We start from the raw sequence: 17,527 nt of genomic DNA on the forward strand, positions 1-17,527 counted from the left end.
ACGCACACCTGATGGGGTGATCTGAACCCGAAGGTGTGATCAGCCGTTGAACAGAGAGCAAGTGACCGCACAGCGGGGAGCAACTGTGACCGACGATGGCCGATTGGTCGCTGGTCGCTACCGATTGAGCCAGCGGATCGGCAGCGGCGCCATGGGCGTCGTCTGGACGGCACATGACGAACGCCTGCACCGCACAGTCGCGGTCAAGCAACTCCTCCTGCAGCCCGGACTAGCCGAAGCTGACACGGACGAGGCCAAGAGACGTGCCATGCGCGAGGGCCGTATCGCCGCGCGCCTGCAACACCCCCACGCGGTCGCCGTCTACGACGTGGCCGAGGACGACAGCCAGCCGTGGCTGATCATGGAGTACCTGCCGTCGAAGAGCCTGTCCGCGGTGCTCTCCGAACGCGGCACGCTCCCTCCGCGGGACGTGGCGTCGATCGGCATGCAGGTCGCGTCCGCGCTGGCCGCCGCGCACAACGCGGGCATCGTGCACCGCGACATCAAGCCCGGCAACATCCTGCTCGGCGACGACGGCACCGTGAAGATCACCGACTTCGGCATCTCCCGCGCGACAGGTGACGTCACGGTCACCGCGACGGGCATGCTCGCGGGCACCCCCGCCTACCTCGCACCCGAGGTGGCCAAGGGCTACGACCCGGGCTCGCCGTCCGACGTGTTCTCCCTGGGCTCGACGCTCTACGCCGCGATCGAGGGCGAACCGCCGTTCGGTCTGAGCGAGAACACCATCGCGCTGCTGCACAAGGTCGCGTCCGGCAAGGTCAACCCGCCGCGCAACGCCGGCCCGCTGACCGCGCTGCTGATGCGCCTGCTGCGCGCGGAGCCGGAAGACCGCCCGACCATGGCCGAGGCCCGCGACGCGCTCGCCGCCGTCGCGAACGGCCAGGCCGCTCCTGCCTTCACCCCTGCCGTGGTCGCGCCGACCCACCCGCCGTCGTGGCGCGGTGCGCCGGTGCAGCAACCGCAGCAGCAGGCCGCCACGCGGGCCCTCACGCCGCCGCACGGGCACCAGCAGGCCCCGCCGTCGCCCAACGCGACGCGGGTGGACATGCACACGCCGCCGGCGCGCACGGTGTCCGCGCAGCAGCCCCCGTCGAACCACCGCCCGGCCGCGGCGCCGCAGTACTCGCAGCGTCCGAGGGCGGCAGCTGCCTCGTCGTCGTCGAAGAGCAAGAAGTCGACGATCTACACGGCGCTCGCCATCGTGGCGGCGGCGGTGATCGGCATCATGTTCGCGAGCATGATCTCCAACGGTGGCGACAACGGCACCAACAACAACGCGGGCGCGAACACCTCGACGCAGCAGACTCAGGGCAACAACCCGACCAAGCAGTCGACGCCGCCGAAGTCGGCGGGCAAAGCCGGTCAGTGGACCAGCTCCCCCCAGCCCGACGACATGAAGGCGTTCCTCCAGGAGTACTTCGACACCGCGCCCAAGTCCCCGGAAGAAGCCTGGAAGCTCGGCAACGGCAACTTCCAGGGCAGCTTCTCCGGCGGCTACAGCGGTTTCCAGACCTTCTGGTCGGGCATCAAGGACGCCAAGATCGTCAATGCCACCGAAAAAGAAGGCTTCTACTGGGAAGTCGACGTCGAGTACACGAAGAAGAACGGCGGGACGACCTCCGAACGCCGGGGCATCTCCTTCGAGTGGAAGAGCCCGAACTTCCTCCTGCACAGCGACAAGTCGCTCGGCTCCTACTGATCGCGACAGCCCTGGTCAGGAGGCCCTTGCGGCCTTCTCCAGGGCTTCGGCGAGAGTCAGCACGGCGGGGTTCGACGCGGCGTCCTCGCGGTACACGACGTAAATGTGCCGGACGGGTTCGGGATTGCGCACCTTGCGCACGACAACGCCGGGATGTGCGTATCCCAGTCCGAGCCTGGGAATGATCGTGACACCCAGCCCGGCCGCCACGAATCCCTGCGCGGTCGCGTAGTCGTCGCTCTCCACGGCCACCTTCGGCGAGAAACCGGCACCCGCGCAGGCGTTCTGCACGAAGTTCGCGCACAGACCGCTGGAGCCGCACTCCGCGTCGATCCACGGCTCGTCGGCCAGGTCACCGAGGTCGATCACGCGTTTGCGGGCCAGGGCGTGGCCTCGCGGGAGCACGGCGTACAACGGGTCGGCGAGCAGGTGCCGCGCGACCATGCCCTCCGGGGCGGGCGCGTCGGGTTCGAGGACGGTGATCGCCACGTCCGCACGGCCTGCCGCCAGCTCCACGAAGGGGTCGGCCGGCTCGGTGAGCTTCAGGTCGAGCTCCACTCCCGACCGCTCGGCCCGGAACGCCGCCACCGCGGGTGGCACGAGCGCCGCTCCGGCCGTGGCGAAGTAGCGGACGCGCAGGACGCCGGCGCAGCCGTTGCGCAACGCCGTGAGTGCGCTCTCGGCCTCGGCCAGCTGTTCGGCGAGGCGGCCGGCGTGCTCGGTGAGCAGGCGACCCGCCGCGGTCGGCCGGATGCCCCTGCCGACGCGTTCCAGCAACGGCATGCCCGCCTGCTTCTCCAGGCCGGCGACCTGCTGTGAGATGGCGGACGGGGTGTAGCCGAGGTTCGTCGCCGCCGCGGTGATGGAACCCGTGCTCACGACGGCCCTGAGCACCTGCATTCGTCGCACGTCCAGCATGGCCCGACCTTACAGCGGTGCTTAAAGGTTGCCCACAACTATTAAATTGTTTTCACGTGTTGGCAGGCGCATGGTTGATGCGTGAACCAACGCGGAACGTTGATCAGGATGGGCGTGCTCGCCCTGCTGTGGGGATCCAGCTTCCTGTGGATGAAGCTCGCGCTCGGCAGTCTCGCGCCCCTGCAGATCTCGCTCGTGCGGACGTTCTTCGGGGCGGTCGTGCTGTTCGTCGTGCTGGCGCTGGCGAAGATGAGCCTGCCGCGGGACCGGAAGATCTGGGGGCACATGCTCTTCGTGGCCCTGTTCGGCAGCGCCGTCCCGTTCACGCTGTTCGCGTTCGGCGGCCAGACCGTCGACTCGGGTGTCTCCGGAGTGCTCAACTCCACGACGCCGCTGTTCGCGCTGGCCATCGGCCTCGCGCTCGGCTCGGAGAAGATCAGCAACTTCGTCCGCCTGCTCGGCCTCGCGCTCGGCTTCGCGGGCGTGCTGGTGATCTTCGCGCCGTGGCAGTCGGCCAACAGCATCGCGAGCTGGGGTGCGGTGCTGTGCCTCATCGGCGCCGCGAGCTACGCCATCGGCTACTCCTACGCCGGCCGCTACCTGGTCAACACGGGCGCGACCTCGACGCAGCTCGCCGCCATGCAGCTGACCACCGCGATGGGGATGCTGCTGCTGGCGACGCCGTTCGGCGGCCTGGAGCCGCTGCACCTGCACTGGGTCGGCATCGTCGCCGTCATGATCCTCGGCGTCTTCGGCACCGGCGTGGCATTCATCCTCAACTACCGCGTCATCGCCGATGAGGGCGCCACGACGGCGACTACCGTCGGTTACCTTCTGCCGGTGGTGTCGGTACTCCTTGGAGCGATCTTCCTCGGGGAGCAACTCAACGCGAGGATCGTGATCGGCATGCTGGTGGTGCTGGTGGGCATCGCGCTGACCCGGAGGAGGCCCGTCCCGGCAGGTCAGACCGTCTCACCAAACGAGACACGCGACCTGGTCAAACGCTGAGGGGTGAGACGCACGTCTCCCCCGTTAGGATGGTTCCGAGACGAATCGCGTCCTTATCAGGCTGCTCGGCCGTCTCCTCTTGTGAGCGGACACGGAAACCAGCCCGGAAAGGACATCGACATGAACAACGACAACCTGAAGGTCACCACCCGGACGACTTTTCAGCTACTGGCACCCGGCGCGCCCCCCGCGCCGGTCGAGGCCGAGCTCGTCTACGACCCGGAAGACCCCTACGCGGTCGCCGTCGTCTTCTTCACGGGCTCCGGCCGCGTCGAGTGGATGTTCGCCCGCGACCTGCTGGCCGACGGCCTGCTGACGCCGTCCGGTGAGGGCGACATCCTGGTCCGTCCCGCCTCCGACGACCCGGAGCGCGTCCTGGTCGAGCTGAACGCGCCGACCGGGTTCGCCATCCTCAGCGCCGTCGCCGAGGACGTGGCGGAGTTCCTGGACAGCTCCTACGACGTCGTCCAGCCGGGCGAGGAGGACCTGTGGATCGACTTCGACCGCGAGCTGCAGAAGCTCGTCTCGACGATCGACTAGTCCCCCTGGGTGATGGTCCGGGGTGGTCGTACGGGCGCGGGACGAGGTGCCGGCGACGCGGGGCAGCGTGGCCGACCAGCTCGTCACCGGAGACCAACCGGGACCAGCGGTGATGCGACGTCGTGGGCAGCGGCGGCGAGATCACGACGGGCTGTCCGGTCGCCTTGGGATGCGCACCGGCGTAGTCGATCCACACCAGGTGCTCCTCCACGTCGAGCAGGTACCAGACACGGTCCCCACCGGTGACTTCGATATACCGGCGCGGCATGACACCGCCTGCGCCCCGCACGAAAGGCTGCCCTTGAGCTGCTCGTGACGAGTGGTCCGCACAGCGGGTCCTGGGTCCGTGCTCACGCGGTGAAGGCTCCCGGAGCGAGAACGTCACCGAAGTCCTCGCCGTCATTCTGGTGAGGATCGCGACCAGTCGCGGATCAGCGTGAACCTCGGCGGTGCGCCGCCATTGACCGTTCAGCCGCGACACGGGCGCCGGAGCGCCCAGGGAGTTCGCGGCTTCGAGCGTTTCGACGACAAACGCCTGCATGTCCTCGCGCGGCACAAATCGGCCCCACGGAACTAACGTGCCGCCAGCGGCTGCAGAAGCAGCCCGGCGCGATTTGCACCACCTGGCTACGGGGGAACGCCGGATGCACGTCTGCGCGATTGATTAGTCTCAGGGTGTGACAACCATCGGGGGCCGCTACACGCTGCTCGAGCGCATCGGCAGCGGTGCGATGGGGGTGGTCTGGCGGGCACGGGACGAGGTGCTGGCCCGCGAGGTGGCGGTCAAGGAGCTCATCACCGGTGATCACCAGCGGGCGATGCGGGAGGCGCGCAACGCCGCCCGGCTGCACCACCAGCACGCGATCGCGGTGTTCGACGTCGTGGGCAGCGACGACGAAGAGCCGTGGATCGTCATGGAGTACCTGCCGTCGCTCAGCCTCTCGGCGCTGATCGCCGAGCGCGGGCCGCTCGAGCCGGCCCAGGCCGCGAGCATCGGCGCCAAGGTCGCCTCGGCGCTGGCCGCCGCTCACGCCGCCGGACTGGTCCACCGCGACGTCAAGCCCGGCAACGTCCTGATCGGCCACGACGACACGGTCAAGCTCACCGACTTCGGCATCTCCAAGGCGACCGGCGACGGCACGATGACCGACACCGGCATGATCTCGGGCACCCCCGCCTTCCTCGCACCCGAGGTGGCGCGCGGCGAGCAGCCCGACGAGGCGTCCGACGTGTTCTCCCTCGGCGCCATGATCTACACGGCCATCGAGGGCGAGTCGGTGTTCGGGCCGAGCGACAACAGCTTCGGCCTCATCTACCGCGCCGCCAGCGGGCAGCTCCGCGATCCCAAGAACGCCGGTGAGCTCACCCCGTCACTCATGCGGCTGCTCTCCCAGGACCCGAAGGACCGGCCCACGGCGCAGGAGGCCGCGGATCTGCTGGCCGCCGAGCCGCAGCCGTCGCAGCCGCTGGAGATCCCGAAGCAGCCGCAGAAGAGCGGGCGCAGGGCGCCGAACAGGCGGATCCTGGTGATCCTGGCCGTCATCGCGGTGCTGGCGATCGGTGGTGGCGCGGCCGCCGCGTACTGGAACGGCACCCAGGGCGGGGGCACCACCCCGGTCCACCAGTCGGACTTCCAGCCGCAACGGCAGCAACAACCCCGCTACTTCACCGCGAACGAGGCGGCCGGGTTCGTGCTGGACCACTACGGCCAGCTCCCCGCTCACCCCGACGTGGCGTGGCGCAACCTCTACGAACGGGCGACCGAGCCGCAGGAGAAGTACGTGGCGCGGTGGAAGGGCTACTCCTCCGTCAGGTGCACCCTGTCCAGCGTGCCCGTCCGATCGCACGGCCCGAACTGGGTGGTGACCTTCGACCTGGCACTGCAGACCGACCAGGGCGAGCAGAAGAACGGCGTCTACGAGGCCGAGGTCGCCGCCGTCAACAACGAGATGCGGATCACCAGCACCACGCAGATCAGCTGAGCAGCCAGAAGCTCCCGCCGCCGACGACCACGCCCATCACGGACCCGGCCGTCACCTGTGCCGTCGTGTGGTCGCCGAGCTCGACGCGCGACCACGCCACGAACGCCGCGGGCAGCGCCAGAAGCAGCCACCACGGGCCGTAGACGACCGCCAGCGTCACGACGGCGGCCCAGGCCACGGCGGCGTGCAGCGAGATCTTCCACTTCGCCCCGAACGTGATCGCCATGCTGACGATCAGCGAGGCGAACATGCTGCCCGCCAGCGCGAGCATGTTCCGCGGCGCGTCGCCCAGCAACATGATCACCGTGCCGGCCGCCAGCGACGCTCCCGCCGTGACCAGCGGGACGAGCCTGCCCTCGCGGTTCGTGACGTGGTGGCCTTCCCACTGGCCTTTGCGTGCGCCGCGCACGATGACGGCCATCGGGATGACGGACGCCGTCAACGCGACCACGAACCCCCACAGCAGCGTCTTCCACAAGCTTTCCGTGGCCGCCGCGACGCCGAACGGCAGCAAGATCACCCAGACCCACGGCGCCAGCACCTCGGTGGCACCGCGGGCGACCTTCTTGATCAAATCCGTCAGACCAATCTGCGATCGGTGGCCCAGCGGGAGAGCTCGTACCGGTTGGACAGCTGCGTCTTCCGCAGGACGCTCGACACGTGCGTCTCCACCGTCTTCACGCTGATGAACAGCTCCGACGCGATCTCCTTGTAGGCGTAGCCACGCGCGAGGAGCCGCAGGACGTCACGTTCGCGCGGCGTCAGCAGGTCGAGCTCGGGGTCGCTGATCGGCGCGGCACCCGGCCGGTCGGCGAACGCGTCCAGCACGAACCCGGCCAGGCGCGGCGAGAACACCGCGTCGCCCTCCGAGACCCGCACGACGGCCCTGACCAGCTCCTGGCTGGAGATCGTCTTCGTCACGTACCCGCGCGCGCCGGCGCGGATGACGTTGATGACGTCCTCGGCCGCGTCGGAGACCGACAGGGCGAGGAACGTGACCTCGGGGATCTTGGTCCTGATCTGCCGCAGCACCTCGGCGCCGCCACCGTCGGGCATGTGCACGTCCAGCAGCACGACGTCCGGCTTGTGGTGAGCGATGCCCGCCACCGCCTCGCCGACGCTGCCCGCCTCGCCGACCACGTCCACCTCGTCGGTGATCGTGTCGAGCTCCGCCTTGACCCCCGCGCGGAACAACGCGTGGTCGTCCACCAGGAACACCCTGACGCTCATGTCCTGGCCTCCAGCTTCCTCGGCATCTCGAGCTGCACCTCGGTCCCCTCTCCCGGAGCCGTGCGCAGTCGCACCTCCCCGCCGTGCCTGGTCATTCTCCCCCGGATGCTGCCCGCGAGGCCATGGCGGTCCTCCGGAACCGCGTCGGGGTCGAATCCCTTGCCGCGGTCGCGCACGAACACCGTGACCTTCTCCGGCTCCACCTCGGCGTAGACGCTGACCTCGGCCACCCCCGCGTGCTTGGCCGCGTTGACCATCGCCTCCTTCGACGCCTGGACGAGAGCGAACATCCCGTCCTCCAGCTCGCAGTCGCCGACCACGACCTGGGAGACGGCGATGGCGAAGTCGTCCTCCACCTCCGCGCACGCCTGAGCGATCGCGACACTGATGGAGTGCGGCAGTTCGCCCAGCTCACGGCCGTAGAGCCAGCTGCGCAGCTCGCGTTCCTGGCTGCGGGCCAGGCGCTTGACCTCACGCGGCGACTCGGACTGCTTCTGGATCAGCGCCAGCGTCTGCAGCACCGAGTCGTGCAGGTGGGCGGCGATCTCGGCGCGTTCCTCGGTGCGGATGCGCGCACGGCGTTCCGAGTCGAGATCACGCACCAGGCGCACCCACAGCGGCACGGTCAGCACCGCGACACCGATCAGCGTCGCCAGCACGGAGAGCACGACGGTCGAGAGGTTCTGGACGGAGTCGTTCACCACGAGGAACGCGGCGACCCCCGCCACGACCAGCGCGCTTCCCGCGACCGTCCGCACGATGCCCGTCTTCCCCTGCGAGAAGGCCCCGTCCCTCCAGCGGCGTCGCTGGGCCTCGTCCGCCTCACGCCACACGACCGCGGCACCGATCAGCGCCACGGCGATCGGCCCGGTGATCCACCCGCTCCACGCTCCCCCGAGCAGGCCGGTGAACACCGCGACGCCGACGCCGAGGGCGGCGAGGCCCACGGCCTGCTGCCACTCCTTGCGGTCCTTGTCGGTCTCCGGTTCCGCCACCGCCGACTGCGGGACGAACATCCAGAGCAACGCGTAGGCGATGATCCCGGCCCCGCTGAACGCGCCGAGCACGGCGAAGATCGCGCGCACCCAGAAGACGGGTGCGCCGAGATGGTCGGCCAGTCCGCTCGCGACGCCCGCGACCACCCGGCCGGTGCGTCGACGGCGCATCGGCTCAATGCGTGCACTCACCGGCTGATCGTCACACGTCATGGCTGCTTGTTCATCAGGGATGACCCCGGTTCCGCGAATCAGGGCTGGTCCCTGATGTGGTTCCAGGCGTGACAGCGCACTGTTGTCGTCGTGAGCGGGACTGAGAAGGCAATGCAGGGCGTGGCGGACACGCTCAGAGAGTTCTGGGCCCACCGTCCGGTGCGGCCCCGTGCAGGTCGCAAAGCCGGTGGTGTGGCCACCGGTATCGCCCTGCGCTACCAGATCGACCCGGTGATCGTCCGGATCGCGTTCGTCGCGCTCGCCTTGGCGGGCGGCGTCGGCGTGCCGGTGTACCTCGCCGGTTGGTTGCTGCTGCCCGAGGAGGGGGACTCGGTCTCACCCCTGGAGTCGCTGGTCAACAAGGGCTCCAGCTCGATGTCGCACGGCCAGACGGTGCTGCTGGGCATCCTGATGTTCCCCGCGCTGGCGTTCACCTTCGGGAGCAACAGCGGGTTCGAGGTCTTCGTGACGCTGGCCGCGACGATCGCGTGCGTCTACCTGCTGCAGAAGAACCGCGGGCACCTGCAGCCGGCCGCCACGCTGACCGAGCCCGCACCGGTGCCACCGGCACCGGGAGCGCCGGCCTGGGACCCGCTGGGCGCCGCACCGTTCGCCTGGGACCTGCCCGAACCCACCCCCGTCCCGACGCCCCAGCCGCCGACGCACCGGCCGCGCAAGCCGCGCATCGGGCTGATGACGCTGGGCGTGGCGACGCTGGTGGTCGCCGGCTCCGTGATCGCGGGTGCCTGGGTGCCGTGGTTCACCGTGGCGCACACCATCGGCCTGCTGATCGCGGTGCTGGCGGCGGGCCTGCTGATCGGTTCGTTCACCGGCGGCGGCCGCAGCCTGGTCTGGCTGCTCGTCCCGCTGTCCGTGGTCGGCTTCGGCCTGACCGCCGTCGACTTCGACGGCAGCCCCAGCAAGCTGAGCAGCTTCAACGAGACGCCCAAGTCCGTCGGCGACGTCCGCGACCGGTACGAGACCAGCGTCGGCAGCGTCACGCTCGACCTGCGGCAACTCCCGGACGCCGGCGAGGTGCGCACCGCGATCGAGGTGGAGCTCGGCGAGGTGGAGGTGCACGTGCCGAGGAACGCGGACGTGACGTACCGGTGCGAGGCCTCGTCCATCGGCGACCTCGACTGCCTCGGCAAGCGGGCGGAGGGCAGCAGCGTGGACGTCAGCGGCAAGGACCTCGGCGAGAACGGCGAGGGCGGCCTGAAGATCGAGCTCGACGTGCAGGCGAGCGTCGGAGAGGTGAAGGTGCTCCGTGGCTGAGCAGGGAATGCGCAGGCGGATCGACCCCGTGACGCTGGTCTTCGGGATCGGCGGCGGGCTGGTGGCGGCCTACGTGCTGAGCAACGGGTCGTTCCAGTTCGACTTCCGGTGGGCGCTCGGGGGGACGGCCATCGTGGTCGGCCTGGTGCTGCTGACGAACTCGCTGCGGCGCAAGAGCCACTGACGCAAGAGCGCTGACTTACGAGAAAGGCCCCGGTCTCCCGGGGCCTTTCTTCACGTCACTCCCACTCGATGGTGCCCGGCGGCTTGGACGTCACGTCCAGCACCACGCGGTTGACCTCCGCCACCTCGTTGGTGATCCGGGTCGAGATCCGCTCCAGCACCTCGTACGGCAGGCGCGTCCAGTCCGCGGTCATCGCGTCCTCGGACGACACCGGGCGCAGCACGATCGGGTGGCCGTAGGTGCGGCCGTCGCCCTGGACGCCGACGCTGCGGACGTCGGCGAGCAGCACGACCGGGCACTGCCAGATCTGCCGGTCGAGACCGGCCAGGGTGAGTTCCTCGCGTGCGATGGCGTCGGCCTGGCGCAGCGTGTCGAGGCGGTCCTGGGTGACCTCGCCGATGATGCGGATGCCGAGGCCGGGGCCTGGGAACGGCTGGCGCTGCACGATCGTCTCGGGCAGGCCGAGCTCGGTGCCGACGCGGCGGACCTCGTCCTTGAACAGCGCGCGCAGCGGCTCGACCAGTTCGAACTGCAGGTCGTCCGGCAGGCCGCCGACGTTGTGGTGCGACTTGATGTTCGCGGTGCCCGCGCCGCCGCCGGACTCGACGACGTCCGGGTAGAGCGTGCCCTGGACCAGGAACTTGTAGTCGCCCTCGGCCTTGAGGTCGCGCTCGGCCTGCTCGAACACGCGGATGAACTCGCGGCCGATGATCTTGCGCTTCTCCTCCGGGTCCGTGACGCCGGCCAGGGCGTTGAGGAACCGCTCGCGCGCGTCGACCGTCACCAGGCGGATGCCCGTGGCGGCCACGTAGTCGCGCTCGACCTGGGCGCGCTCGCCGGAGCGCAGCAGGCCGTGGTCGACGAAGACGCACGTGAGGCGGTCGCCGATGGCGCGCTGGACCAGGGCGGCCGCGACGGCGGAGTCGACGCCGCCGGACAGGCCGCAGATCGCCTTGCCGTCACCGATCTGCTCGCGGATCCGCGTGACCTGCTCGTCCACGATGGACGACGTGGTCCACTGCGGGCGGATGCCCGCGATCTCGTGCAGGAACCGGCGCAGCACCTCCTGGCCGTGCGGAGAGTGGTGCACCTCCGGGTGGTACTGCACACCGGCGAAGCGGCGCTCGGTGTCCTCGAACGCGGCGACGGGCGCGCCCTCGCTGGTCGCGGTGACGGCGAAGCCCTCGGGCGCCTTGGTGACGGCGTCGCCGTGGCTCATCCAGACCGGGTGGCTCGCGGGGAGTTCCTGGTGCAGCGACCCGCCCTCGGCCGGCACGCTCAGGTCGGTGCGGCCGTACTCGCGGGTGCCGGTCTGTTCAACTGCGCCGCCAAGTGCGCGCGCCATCGCCTGGAAGCCGTAACAGATGCCGAAGACCGGGACCCCGGTCTCGAACAGCTTCGGGTCGACCTGCGGCGCGTTCTCCGCGTAGACGCTCGACGGGCCACCGGACAGAACGATGGCCAGCGGGTTCTTGTCGAGGATCTCGCTGACGGTCGCGGTGTGCGGAACGACCTCGGAGTAGACCTGGGCCTCGCGGACGCGGCGGGCGATCAGCTGCGCGTACTGGGCGCCGAAGTCGACGACGAGAACAGGGCGGTTGCTGGTGTCGGACACGCCGCCAAGGATCTCATGCGTGGACGGTGAACTGCTGACCGGTGGCGGGCTGAACCAGGTGTTCAGGGTGGGTGACGCGGTGCGACGGCCGGCCGGGCCGTGGGCTCCTCGGGTGCACGAGTTGCTGCGACGCTTGGCGCCTCTGGGGATCGCGCCGGTTCCCCTCGGGCTCGACGCCGAGCACGAACTGCTCAGCTACCTGCCCGGTGACGTTGGCCACGTGCCCCCTTCGGGCGACACGACGTTGATCGAGTCGGCCCGGTTGCTGCGGCGGCTGCACGACGAGACGTCTCGTCTCGTGGCAGATTGCCGAGACGAGACGTCTCGTCTCGCCGAGCTGAAACGAGACGAGACGTCTCGTCTCGGGATCGGCCTGGACGGGTGGCAGTTCGCGGCCAGGGAGCCGGTGGAAGTGGTGCTGCACGGTGATTTCGCGCCGTACAACATCGTGTTCGCGGACGGGCGCCCCACTGGCGTGTTCGACTGGGACGGCGCGCACCCAGGCCCGCGCTGGTGGGACGTCAGCTGGGCGATCATCCAGTTCGTGCTGGCCCTGCCGGACGACCGCGAACGGCGCACCCTGCTGTTCTGCGAGACGTACGGAATCGAGTACGTGGCCGAGCACGTGCTGATCCGGCTGGACGACATGATCCAGACGATTCGGAAGCATCCGGCATTCGTGCTCCAACGGGCCGAACGGCATGACGACCACTACTTGAAGCTCATCGAGTACGTGCAGGCCAATAGGGCTTAACGTGGTTCTCATGGACGCGTTCACGCCGCAACCCAGGCCGTGCTGGGTCGCCGGCCGCCCCGAGCAGGGCGAGCAGGCGCTAGAGGTCTTCCACCCGTTCGACGGCACCGCGGTCGCCTCGGTGGCCGTGCCGGGCAGAGATCAGGTGGAACGCGCGGTCGCGGCGGCGGCGTCCGTCGCGAAGGAGTTCCGGCGAACACCGGCGCACGTGCGGGCGGAGGCGCTGCTGCAGGTGTCGCGGACGCTGGCCGAACGCGCTGAGGAGATCGCCGAGACGATCACCGCCGAGAACGGCAAACCGCTGAAGTGGGCCGAGGTCGAGGTGCAGCGCGCGGTCAACACGTTCCGCTTCGCCGCGGAGGAGGCGCGCCGGTTCACCGGTGGGTTGCAGCGGCTCGACACCGACGCCGGTGGCGTGGGCCGGATGGCGATCGTCCGGCACGTGCCGCGCGGGCCCGTGCTGGCCGTGGCGCCGTTCAACTTCCCGCTGAACCTGGTGGCGCACAAGGTCGCGCCGGCGCTCGCGGTGGGTGCGCCGGTGATCGTGAAGCCCGCCTCGGCGACGCCGCTGAGCTCGTTGCTGCTGGGCGAGGTCCTGGCCGAGACCGATCTGCCCGAAGGCGCGTTCTCGATCCTTCCCGTGCGAGGCAAGGACATGGACGCCCTGGTGAAGGACGAGCGGCTGCCGGTCATCTCGTTCACCGGGTCGACGAAGGTCGGCTGGTCGTTGATGGAAGCCGTGCCGCGCAAGCACGTCGTGATGGAGCTGGGTTCCAACGCGGCCGCCATCATCTGTCCTGACTGGACTGATCTGGACCACGCGGCGCAGCGCATCGCGACGTTCGGCAACTACCAGGCCGGGCAGTCGTGCATCGCCGTGCAGCGCGTGATCGTGGACCGGTCGAAGGCCGGGGAGTTCGTGCCCAAGCTCGTGGAAGCCGTTGCCGCGCTGAAGACCGGCGACCCGCACGACCCCGAGGTCGAGGTCGGGCCGTTGATCGACGAGGACAACGCCCGGCGCGTCGAGGAATGGGTCAACATGGCCACCGACGTCGGCGCGAAGGTGCTGCTGGGCGGCAAGCGGACCGGGGCGACGGTCGAGCCGACGGTGCTCGCGGACGTGCCGAAGACCGCCAAGGTGTGGACCGAGGAGATCTTCGGGCCGGTGCTCGTGGTGTCCGTCGCGGACGGCGTCGAGGACGCGTTCGCGCAGGCCAACGACAGCAGGTACGGCCTGCAGGCCGGGGTGTTCACCCGTGACGTGCAGGTGGCGTTCGAGGCCGCGGCCGAGCTCGAGGTCGGTGGCGTGATCATCGGTGACGTGCCGTCCTACCGCGCCGACCAGATGCCGTACGGCGGCGTGAAGGGGTCGGGCACCGGGCGCGAGGGCGTCCGGTCGGCGATGGAGGACTTCACCGAGGAACGGGTGACCGTGCTGACCGGGATCCAGCTCTAGAGCCCCTGCGGGAACGCCAGCACGCGGTCCGGGTCGTAACGTCGCGCGACTTTCCTGAGTCGCGCGAGGTTGCGGCCGTAGTAGGCGGTCGGCCAGTCGGGCATCTCCGGGTCGATGTAGTTCACGTACCCGGTGTTGCCCGCGCCGAGCCCGTCGCGCACGGTTGCGAGCACCTGGCGGGCCTCCGCCTCCGTCCGGTTCTCGGCGTCCATGAAGATCTGGGCGCTGGCCCTCGCATCGCGGTGCGGGAACGCCGTGGCGTCCGGCGCGACCCTGCCGAGCGCGCCGCCGAACGAGTCGAACAGGATCGCGCCGTCGCTCTGCCCGTGCATCAGGCCCGTGACCCGCTCGCCGGGTACGTGGTCGCGGAGCATGCGCGACGACGCCGCGAACCGGAAGCCAGGCCCGGGATTGCCCGCGTAGTAGCGCATCGTCTCCAGGTAGCTCATCTCCTGGACCGTGCGCGTCGCGGCCGGCATCCTGTCCAGCAACGGCTCCAGGTCCTTCTTCGGGCCGACGTACGCACCGCCGATGTTCGTGGCAGCCGCCGGGTCCGCGTCGACCGTGCAGTTCGACCAGAGTTCGTCGGGCGCCTGAACCATCCACTCCTGCCACGCGTCCAGCGCGTCCGCCGCCGCCCCCGCCGGGTAGACGAGCTTGAACACGGTCAGGCCGGGCGCGGGAGCGGTGCGGAAGGTGAACTCCGTGACGATGCCGAAGTTGCCGCCACCACCGCCGCGCAACGCCCAGTACAGGTCGGGTTCCTCGTGCGCGGAGGCGGTGCGCAGGCACCCGTCCGGCGTGACGATCCTGGCGCTGAGCAGGCGGTCGCTGGTGAGGCCGTACTTGCGGCCGAGCACGCTGATGCCGCCGCCGAGCGCGAGCCCGCCGATGCCGACCGAACGGCACGTACCCGCGGGCAGGGCCTGGCCGGCGGCGCCGACCGCCTCGTAGACGGGCAGCAGTTGCGCGCCCGCGCCGACCCGTGCGCGAGTGCCGGCGACGGTCACCGCCGACATCGCGGCGAGGTCGACGACCAGGCCGTTCTCGGGCAGCGAGTAGGCGGCGTAGCTGTGCTTTCCGCTGCGTGCGGCGACCGGGATGCGTTCGTGCGACGCGAACTCCAGGCACGCCTGCACGTCCTCGGGCCGGACGCACCTCGCGATCGCGGCCGGCCTGCGGTGCGCGTAGATCGTGTTCCACGGCACGCGGAGCGCGTCGTACCCCGGATCCCCTGGCAGCACGAGCCGGTCGCCCAGCCTCCTGCGCAGCCTCGCCCAGTCGGTACCGGCGGCTGCGGCGGTCGCGGTGCCCATCCCCAAGCTCGCGACGCCGAGTGCGGTCCCCTGCAAGAAAGTTCGCCTGTTCACCCGCATGACGTGGACACGTCCGGTTCGCATCGTGGGTTGCCCTACCAGCCGAGCGCGCGTTGTTTCACCTGTTCGTCGCAACGGTGTGCGGCGACGTGCCCGTCCGGCCTGATCAGCCGTCCGTCCTCCGCGGTGAAGCCCGGCCCCGCCGTGCGGGAGTCCGGGATCAGCTCGCCGCCGTCGGTCGTCAGCGGGGAGTTCTCGTAGGAGAACGGGGTGAAGAGCCTGCCCGAGTCGATGCCCTCGCCGGATTCGAGCGCCTGCTGCCGGTGTGCCCGTTCCCCGGGAGTGCGCGGTACGAGGAACCGCATGGTGTCGCCGGTGATGCGGAGGTTCTCGTCCGCGGCGGCGCCGCGTTCGGCGTCGTAGGAGTCGAGCAGGTGCGGGCCGGCCTCACCTCTCCGGTCGGCAGCGATCTTCCAGGCCGCGTTGTCGGCGTCGCAGATGCCGGAGTTCAGGCCGCGGGCGCCGAACGGGCTCATGACGTGCGCCGCGTCGCCGGCCAGCAGAACCCTGTCGTCGCGGAGTTTCGCGGCTCGGCGCTGGTGGAAGCGGTAGGTGGACTGCCAGACGACCTCGTACGGCTTGGCACCGACGATCACGCGGACGTGGGCGTCGGTGAGCTCGACGTCCTCGGCGACCTGCCAGTCGATCCTCCAGACACCGTCCGGTTGCGGGTGCAGGAGGACCTGACGTCCGGGATTCCACGGCGGGTCGAAGTAGAAGCGACGTTCGGGTGTCTCGAAGTCCAGGTCGACGCGGACGTCGGCGATGATGAACCTGTCGTCGAACGAGAAGCCCTCGAACGGGATGTTCAGGAGCTGTCGCACCGTGGAGTGCACGCCGTCCGCCGCGATGCAGTGGGTGGCCCTGATTCCATCCTGTGTGGACACTCCCTCCTCGTCCTGGGTGAGGGCTTCGAGGGCGTGCCCGTAGCGGAGCTCGACCAGCGGTTCGGCGCGGACCCGTTCCTCCAGCAGCTGTTCGACGACGGTCTGCGGCGTGTTCACGAACGGCGGGAAACCCTTGGCCTGAGGGAAGGTCAGGGTGAGCACCTCGCGGTCGCGGTGGTAGGTGCGGCCGGTGTACCAGGTGACGCCCGCGTCGGCGACGGCCTGCCCGACGCCGATCCGTTCGAGGACCTCCAGGACGTCCCGCTGGACGCAGATCGAACGGCTGCCCGTCCGCGCGCGCCTCGGCTCCTTCTCCAGGACGACGCTCGGTACACCGGCTCTCGCGAGGAACAGCGCCGACGCCAGCCCCACCGGTCCGGCACCGACCACCAGGACCGTCATTGCAGGGCGTCCCAGACGGCTCGGTCGCGTTCGGCGGTCCAGATCTCCGGCCAGTCCTTGCCGTCGCACTCGTCCCAGTAGCGCTTCACGTCGAACGGCAGGCAGTGCTCGAAGATCGGCCAGCGCCCGTAGCGGGCCACGAGCGTCGCGTGTGCCAGTTCGAAGGCCTGCTTGAGCGTGCCGCCCTCGGCGTGGACGCCGCCGACCGTGCGGCGCAGTTCGTCGAGGAAGTGCCTGCTCTGGTTGATCGCGGCCTCGACCTCGATGCGGTCGCGCGCGACCTTGCCGCGCCCGCCGACGAGGACCTCGGCGCCCAGGTCCTCGATCTCGTCCAAAGTGGACGTCGCCCACTCGTCGTGGAACGCGTCACCGGTGTAGAGCGCGGCCTGCGACTCGACCAGGTCACCCGCGAACAGGATGCGTTGCTGCGGCAGCCATGCCACGATGTCGCCGGCCGTGTGCCCGCGCCCGAGGAACTGCAGCACCAGGTCGCCGCGCTCGCCGCCGAGCGGGATCGTCATGCGGTCGGAGAACGTCAGCGTCGGCCACGTCAGGCCGGGGATCTCCTCCGGCTGTTCGAAGAGCCGCGGCATGCGACCGAACTCGCTCGCCCAGTCCTGCTGCCCGCGTTCGGCGATCAGCACGCGCGTCATCTCGTGCGCGACGATCTCCTGGGCCTCGAACGCGCTGGCCCCGAGCGTGCGCACGGCGTGGTAGTGGCTGAGCACGAGGTACCGGACGGGCTTCCTGGTGTGCTTGCGGAGCTGTGCGAGCCACCTCCTGGCGGCCGCCGGAGTGGCGCGCGCCTCGAAGCAGATCAGGAAGTCCTCGGCCTCGATGGCCGCGACGTTGGGGTCACCTTCGGCGGTCAGGGTGTAGACGCCCTCGGCGAGTTCGACGAAGACCTCGTCCTTGGGGGCGAGGTCGGCGCTGGACGCGAACGGCTTCTTCGGAGGCTTGGTGGCCATG

16 protein-coding genes are annotated in these 17,527 nt (G+C 69.9%); 8 read left to right on the top strand and 8 right to left on the bottom strand.

The annotated features are described in order from the left end of the window. Positions 1–85: 85 nt before the first annotated feature. Entirely contained in the window at positions 86–1,723 is a 1,638-nt protein-coding gene (locus LX88_RS01425) for a serine/threonine-protein kinase (protein ID WP_258946101.1), read from the top strand. A 15-nt stretch (positions 1,724–1,738) separates the two neighbouring features. Here the strand turns inward: LX88_RS01425 and LX88_RS01430 are convergent, their stop codons facing one another. Further along, entirely contained in the window at positions 1,739–2,641 is a 903-nt protein-coding gene (locus LX88_RS01430) for a LysR family transcriptional regulator (RefSeq protein WP_258946102.1), read from the bottom strand. Positions 2,642–2,722: 81 nt separating this feature from the next. Here LX88_RS01430 and LX88_RS01435 point away from each other — a divergent pair, with 81 nt between their 5' ends. The 3 genes from LX88_RS01435 (at position 2,723) to LX88_RS01445 (ending at position 6,171) form a co-directional block, all read left to right on the top strand. Then, a complete protein-coding gene (locus LX88_RS01435; protein WP_258946103.1) occupies positions 2,723–3,649 on the top strand; it encodes a DMT family transporter in 927 nt (308 codons plus the stop codon). Positions 3,650–3,769: 120 nt separating this feature from the next. Continuing rightward, positions 3,770–4,189, top strand: coding sequence for an SsgA family sporulation/cell division regulator (locus tag LX88_RS01440; RefSeq protein ID WP_258946104.1), 420 nt, complete (start codon positions 3,770–3,772; stop codon positions 4,187–4,189). A 677-nt stretch (positions 4,190–4,866) separates the two neighbouring features. Beyond that, complete coding sequence (locus LX88_RS01445; protein WP_258946105.1) at positions 4,867–6,171, top strand: serine/threonine-protein kinase; 1,305 nt, start codon at positions 4,867–4,869, stop codon at positions 6,169–6,171. On the opposite strand, the gene LX88_RS01450 is transcribed toward LX88_RS01445, so the two are convergent. From LX88_RS01450 to LX88_RS01460, 3 genes are read right to left on the bottom strand one after another with little or no spacing between them, the layout of a single operon-like run. After that, positions 6,164–6,745, bottom strand: a complete 582-nt coding sequence (locus LX88_RS01450) for a phosphatase PAP2 family protein (protein ID WP_307789443.1) — start codon at positions 6,743–6,745, stop codon at positions 6,164–6,166. The genes LX88_RS01445 and LX88_RS01450 overlap by 8 nt on opposite strands. 5 nt (positions 6,746–6,750) lie before the next feature. Then, the gene (locus LX88_RS01455) at positions 6,751–7,401 is read right to left on the bottom strand and encodes a response regulator (protein WP_090067146.1); all 651 of its coding nucleotides are present in this window, start codon (positions 7,399–7,401) and stop codon (positions 6,751–6,753) included. Further along, entirely contained in the window at positions 7,398–8,609 is a 1,212-nt protein-coding gene (locus LX88_RS01460) for a PspC domain-containing protein (protein ID WP_258946106.1), read from the bottom strand. The genes LX88_RS01455 and LX88_RS01460 overlap by 4 nt, the downstream gene beginning before the upstream one ends. 90 nt (positions 8,610–8,699) lie before the next feature. On the opposite strand from LX88_RS01460, the gene LX88_RS01465 reads away from it, so the two are divergent. Together LX88_RS01465 and LX88_RS01470 are read left to right on the top strand one after the other, a co-directional pair. Further along, a complete protein-coding gene (locus LX88_RS01465; protein WP_258946107.1) occupies positions 8,700–9,884 on the top strand; it encodes a PspC domain-containing protein in 1,185 nt (394 codons plus the stop codon). Then, positions 9,877–10,068 carry a hypothetical protein gene (locus LX88_RS01470; RefSeq protein WP_258946108.1) on the top strand — a complete coding sequence of 64 codons (192 nt, stop codon included), beginning with the start codon at positions 9,877–9,879 and terminating at the stop codon, positions 10,066–10,068. The genes LX88_RS01465 and LX88_RS01470 overlap by 8 nt, the downstream gene beginning before the upstream one ends. Positions 10,069–10,123: 55 nt before the next feature. Here LX88_RS01470 and guaA read toward each other — a convergent pair whose 3' ends face one another. Continuing rightward, positions 10,124–11,683, bottom strand: a complete 1,560-nt coding sequence (gene guaA / locus LX88_RS01475) for a glutamine-hydrolyzing GMP synthase (RefSeq protein ID WP_258946109.1) — start codon at positions 11,681–11,683, stop codon at positions 10,124–10,126. Between the two features lie 19 nt (positions 11,684–11,702). Here guaA and LX88_RS01480 point away from each other — a divergent pair, with 19 nt between their 5' ends. Continuing rightward, positions 11,703–12,437 carry an aminoglycoside phosphotransferase family protein gene (locus tag LX88_RS01480; RefSeq protein WP_258946110.1) on the top strand — a complete coding sequence of 245 codons (735 nt, stop codon included), beginning with the start codon at positions 11,703–11,705 and terminating at the stop codon, positions 12,435–12,437. A 10-nt stretch (positions 12,438–12,447) separates the two neighbouring features. After that, positions 12,448–13,893, top strand: a complete 1,446-nt coding sequence (locus LX88_RS01485) for an aldehyde dehydrogenase family protein (RefSeq protein WP_258946111.1) — start codon at positions 12,448–12,450, stop codon at positions 13,891–13,893. Here the strand turns inward: LX88_RS01485 and LX88_RS01490 are convergent. The 3 genes from LX88_RS01490 to LX88_RS01500 all read right to left on the bottom strand — a co-directional run bounded on the left by LX88_RS01490 (position 13,890) and on the right by LX88_RS01500 (position 17,526). Next, positions 13,890–15,209, bottom strand: a complete 1,320-nt coding sequence (locus LX88_RS01490) for an FAD-binding oxidoreductase (protein WP_258946112.1) — start codon at positions 15,207–15,209, stop codon at positions 13,890–13,892. The genes LX88_RS01485 and LX88_RS01490 overlap by 4 nt on opposite strands. A gap of 95 nt (positions 15,210–15,304) precedes the next feature. Continuing rightward, positions 15,305–16,558, bottom strand: a complete 1,254-nt coding sequence (locus LX88_RS01495) for an FAD-dependent monooxygenase (RefSeq protein WP_258946113.1) — start codon at positions 16,556–16,558, stop codon at positions 15,305–15,307. Further along, positions 16,555–17,526 (bottom strand): MBL fold metallo-hydrolase, encoded by a 972-nt coding sequence (locus tag LX88_RS01500; RefSeq protein WP_258946114.1) that lies wholly within the window; start codon positions 17,524–17,526, stop codon positions 16,555–16,557. Before LX88_RS01500 ends, LX88_RS01495 begins: the two co-directional genes overlap by 4 nt. Position 17,527 lies beyond the last annotated feature (1 nt).

Source organism: Lentzea californiensis, assembly GCF_024648825.1.
Taxonomy (GTDB): domain Bacteria; phylum Actinomycetota; class Actinomycetes; order Mycobacteriales; family Pseudonocardiaceae; genus Lentzea; species Lentzea californiensis.